General features: G+C 63.1%; 3 protein-coding genes. All 3 read right to left on the reverse strand.

What is annotated here, in order from left to right; all coding sequences use genetic code 11:
- Nucleotides 1-144: 144 nt before the first annotated feature.
- Nucleotides 145-843, reverse strand: coding sequence for a response regulator (locus D0550_RS33115; RefSeq protein ID WP_116813460.1), 699 nt, complete (start codon nucleotides 841-843; stop codon nucleotides 145-147).
- Complete coding sequence (locus D0550_RS33120; protein ID WP_206606700.1) at nucleotides 840-3,539, reverse strand: sensor histidine kinase; 2,700 nt, start codon at nucleotides 3,537-3,539, stop codon at nucleotides 840-842. Before D0550_RS33120 ends, D0550_RS33115 begins: the two co-directional genes overlap by 4 nt.
- Before the next feature lie 40 nt (nucleotides 3,540-3,579).
- Nucleotides 3,580-4,768 (reverse strand): dicarboxylate/amino acid:cation symporter (locus tag D0550_RS33125; protein WP_153067462.1); only part of this gene is annotated, 1,189 nt, incomplete at its 5' end.

Consider the following 4,768-nt stretch of genomic DNA (forward strand, 5'->3'; position numbering starts at 1 on the left):
GCAGCGTCAGATGTGTNNAANGCACAGCCCGCCAACAGTAAAGACGCTCGCGAGTTTCCCGAGACCCCCGACAGCCACCGCCGAGCCATTGACGCTCTTATCTTCAATACCCAAGCGGATACTGTGAGCTCGACTGAGTCAGCATCATTCCGCTGGCAACAACAGCCGGTAACCCACGCCCGCCTCGGTCAGCAAGTACTGCGGCCGGGCTGGATCCGGCTCGAGCTTCTGGCGCAGGTTCTTGATGCACACTCGCAGGCTTCTCGTGTCGCCGAGTTTCCCCGGCCCCCAAGCCTCGCTGATGAGCTGGCGCTGCGTCACGATCATGCCGGCCTGGCGCGCCAGGCTTTCCAGCACGCGATACTCCAGCGGCGTGAAGTGCACAGCACCTTCCGGCCCGACCGCCTGGCGTCGGGTCAGATCGATCGCGATCGAGCCGACGTCCAGATGGGGCACCTGCTCCGCGCCACGAACATTTCTTCTCAACGCTGCACGCACGCGGGCCAGCAACTCCGGAGCGCTGAAGGGCTTTGTGACATAGTCGTCCGCCCCCGCATCGAGCGCTTCGATCTTTTGCGACTCCATGGTCCGTGCCGACAGCACGACGATGGGCATCGGCGACCACCCGCGAACGGCACGGATGACCCTGATGCCGTCAACATCGGGCAGGCCCAGATCGATCAACAACAGATCCGGTTTGTGACTTTGCGCCTCCACGATCGCGCGTGCCGCAGTCTCGGTTTCGATGACTCGATAACCCGCAGTCTTGAGCAGCGTGCGCAGGATGGCTCGGATGTCGGGCTCATCCTCGACGACGAGCACTTGATGGAGAGCTTGTGTCACGAGCCCTCCTCCTTCAGCGGCAATGTGAAGACAAACCGCGCGCCACCGCCTGGCCGCTCACCGGCGGTGATATCGCCGCCATGAGCACGAACAATCGCGCGACAGATCGCGAGCCCCAGCCCCGCGCCGACAGTCGCACCCTCGTCGTTGCCTCGATGGAATTTATCGAACAGCCGATGATTCTCTCCGGGCGGCAGCCCGGGCCCGGCATCGTCACACGTGACCGCCACGACATCGTCACGAACAACGGCCGAGATCGCCGCCGGCGTTCCGGGGGGCGTGTACTTCACCACGTTGTCCAGCAGATTGATGAACACCTGCACGATCAGACTTGCGTCGACGCAAACCGGCGGCAGATCTGCGGACAGCTGCGATGTGACTCGATGTGCGCCGAGTCGCTCCTGCATCCGCCTCAGCGCGGTGCCGAGCAGATCGTCCAAAGTCTCCCATTCCCGGCGCAACACGACGTGCCCGGCCTCGAACCGCATGAGGTCGAGCACATTGGCAACCACATCCGTCATGTCACGAGCTTTGGACTCGATGGACAGCGCGAGCTTGCGACGCGCAGCTGCATCCAGTCCCTCGCCGTGCTCGGCCAGCGTGCTGCTGGCGCCGGCGATTACTGCAAGCGGTGTGCGCAAATCGTGTGAGATCGAAGCGAGCAAAGTATTTCGCAAGCTCTCGGTTTCAGCAGCGACGCGGGACGATTCGGCGGCCTCAGCGAGCTTGCCGCGCTCCACCGCCAGTCCGATCTGCGCCGCGAAGGTTTCCAACAGACGCCGCTGTTCGGGCAACAGAACACGACGGCGGTTCTGGGGCAGCACTGCCAGCACCCCGAGCTTCTGCTGCTCACTGCCCAATGGCAAATACAAAGCAGGCGCGGCAGGCAGCGTATCCGAGTCGAGTCCGGCACGACGCCCATGATCGAGCACCCATTGCGCGATCGACAGATCCGCCGATCTGAGCGAGCCCGACTCCGGCAAGTCGTGCGGTTGTCTGAGCTTCCCCGAGGCATCCGGCAACAAGACCACGGCCTGACATTGAAAGACCTCGGCAACGTGACGAACCGCGACCCGCGCCAGTTCGGCGATACCACGAGTCGCCGCCAGCTCGCGGCTCATCGCATACAGTAGATAAGTGCGGCGTTCTCGCGCACCGGCGACGCGAGTCTGCTGACGCACACTCGCCATCAAATTGGCGATCACCAGCGTCACGACCAGCATCACCACGAACGTCACGACATACTGCGCATCCGCGACCGAAAACGTGAAGTGCGGCGGCACGAAACAAAAATCGAAGGCAACCACATTGGCGATGGCCGTAAGCACTGCGGGACCGCGACCGAATCGCACCCCGGCGACGGTTGCGCCCAGCACGTAAATCATGACGATGTTCGCCGCCTCGAAGCTCTCCTGCATCGCGAAGCCGACGAGCGTGCAAATCAGCGTCGTGGCCAGTGCCCAGGCGTAGCGATCCCAATGGATCGGCACTGCGATGGCGGGTGCGTCATTGCGGTCGGCCGTGGCTCGCTTGGATGTTTCCGCTGGCGCGATCACGATGACATCGAAGGCCTTGGCTTTTCGCGCCAGCGCCGTTGTTGTGGACGGGCGTAACCACGCGCGCCAGCCGCGTCGCTTCGGCGTTCCGACAATCAGGCGGGTTGCATTTCGAGTTTCCGCATACCCGCTCAATGCTTCGGCCGCCGTCGGACCATCGAGCGTCACGGTCTCCGCACCCAACGATTCCGCGAGCCGCAGAATATCGATGCGACGATTGCGCTGATGTTGTGACAATCGCAGCAGCTCGGGCGTTTCTACATAGACGACCGACCAGGCGGCATCGAGCGCATCCGCCATCCGCTTGCCCGCACGCACCAACTGTTCGGCCTGCTCGTCCGGACCGACCGCGACCAGCAAGCGATCGCGCGCCATCCACGCGCGTGATGCTCTATCCAGCGAAGCGGTCGCCTGCGCCGAGGCGTCGACTCGATCCGCCATGCGTCGCAATGCCAGCTCGCGCAACGCAATCAGATTGGACTTGCGAAAGAAACGATCGACTGCGGTCCGCGCCTCTTCCGGCAAATAAATCAGCCCCGCCTGCAGCCGCGCGAGCAGGTCGTCGGGCGGCAAATCGATCAGCTCGACTTCATCGGCTTCATCGAAAATGCGATCGGGAATGGTCTCGCGCTGACGCACGCCGGTGATCTGCGCCACCAGATCGTTGAGACTTTCCAGGTGCTGGACGTTGACCGTGGTCCAGACATTGATGCCCGCTTCGAGCAGCTCTTCGATGTCCTGCCAGCGTTTGGCATGCCGCGGCGGCGGCTCGCCTTCGATGAGATTGGAATGGGCCAGCTCGTCGACCAGCGCGATGGCGGGGCGGCGCTTCAGCGCGGCGTCGAGGTCGAATTCCTGGCGGACCAGTCCGCGATAGCGCACCGGCAATGTGGGCAACTGCTCCAGGCCTTCGCGCAGATTGTCGGTTTCGGTGCGGCCATGCGGCTGGATATATCCAAGCACCAGATCGGCGCCGGTCTCATGCACTCGATGCGCCGCTTCGAGCATGGCGTAGGTCTTGCCTACCCCCGCCGACCCGCCGAAAAAGATCCGCAGCTTGCCACGCCCGGCGCGAGCCTCCTCGGCGTTGACGGCTGCCAGCAGCTGATCGGGATCGGGGCGCATGCCCGATTTGAGCATGCCGACCGCCCCGGTCAGAAGACCAAACGTGTGAAGATTTTCAGGTCACCCGGTGCGCGGGCAGCGGCTCGACGCTGGTCGGCTGCAATTCGCCTTGCCACTTGGACACCACCGCCGTGGCGATACTGTTGCCGACCACGTTCGTGGCCGAGCGCCCCATATCGAGGAAGTGGTCGATGCCCAGCAACAGCAGCATGCCGGCCTCGGGAATATTGAAGTGCGGCAAGGTCGCAGCGATCACCACCAGCGACGCGCGCGGCACGCCGGCGATGCCCTTGGACGTGAGCATCAGGATAGCGACCATGACGATCTGCTGACCGATGCTCAACTCGATGCCATACACCTGCGCGATGAACATCACCGCGAACGTGCAGTACATCATCGAACCGTCGAGGTTGAACGAATACCCCACCGGCAACACGAAGCTCGCCACGCGGTTGCTGCAGCCGAAGCGTTCCAGCTCTTCCAGCGTCTTCGGATACGCCGCTTCCGAGCTGGCCGTAGAGAACGCCAGGATCACCGGCTCGCGAATGCGCCGGACCAGTTGCACGACGCGTGGCCCGATGACCATGCCACCGAGCACGACCAGGACCAGCCACAGTATCGCCAGGCCCAGATAGAACTCACTGACGAACAATCCATAGACGCCGAGGATGCCCAGACCTTCCTTGGCGACCGTGCTGGCGAGTGCGCCGAACACCGCGAGTGGCGCGAACAACATCACATAGCCAGTCACCTTCAACATGATGTGCGCGACCGTATCGAACACTTCGATGACGTTCTTGCTGCGCTCGCCCAGCGCCGCCATGGCGGTGCCGAAGAACAATGAGAACACCACGATCTGCAGGATCTCGTTGCGAGCCATCGCATCGATGACGCTGGTCGGCACGGTATGCGAGATGAAGGTGTTCAACGACAGCGCATCGGTCTGCAAGCCCGACGCCGCGTTGGCCTCGGGCAGCGGCAACTGCATGGCTTTGCCCGGCTCGAACACCTGCACCAGGATCAAGCCCAGCGTCAATGAAATGAGCGAAGCGCCGATGAACCACGCCAGCGCCTTGCCGCCGACCTTGCCCACCATCGCGATGTCGCCCAGCTTGGCGATGCCGACCACCAGGGTCGAGAACACCAGCGGCGCGATGATCATCTTGATCAGCCGCAGGAAGATGGTCGGCAACAACGACGCGATCTCAGCGTAGCGCCTGTCTCTTATACACATCTGACGCTGC

The organism is Steroidobacter cummioxidans, assembly GCF_003104955.1.

What these genes read in the sequence shown, in the direction of transcription:
- D0550_RS33120 (WP_206606700.1), bottom strand. Translation starts at nt 3,539, where the DNA reads ATGCTCAAATCGGGCATGCGCCCCGATCCCGATCAGCTGCTGGCAGCC.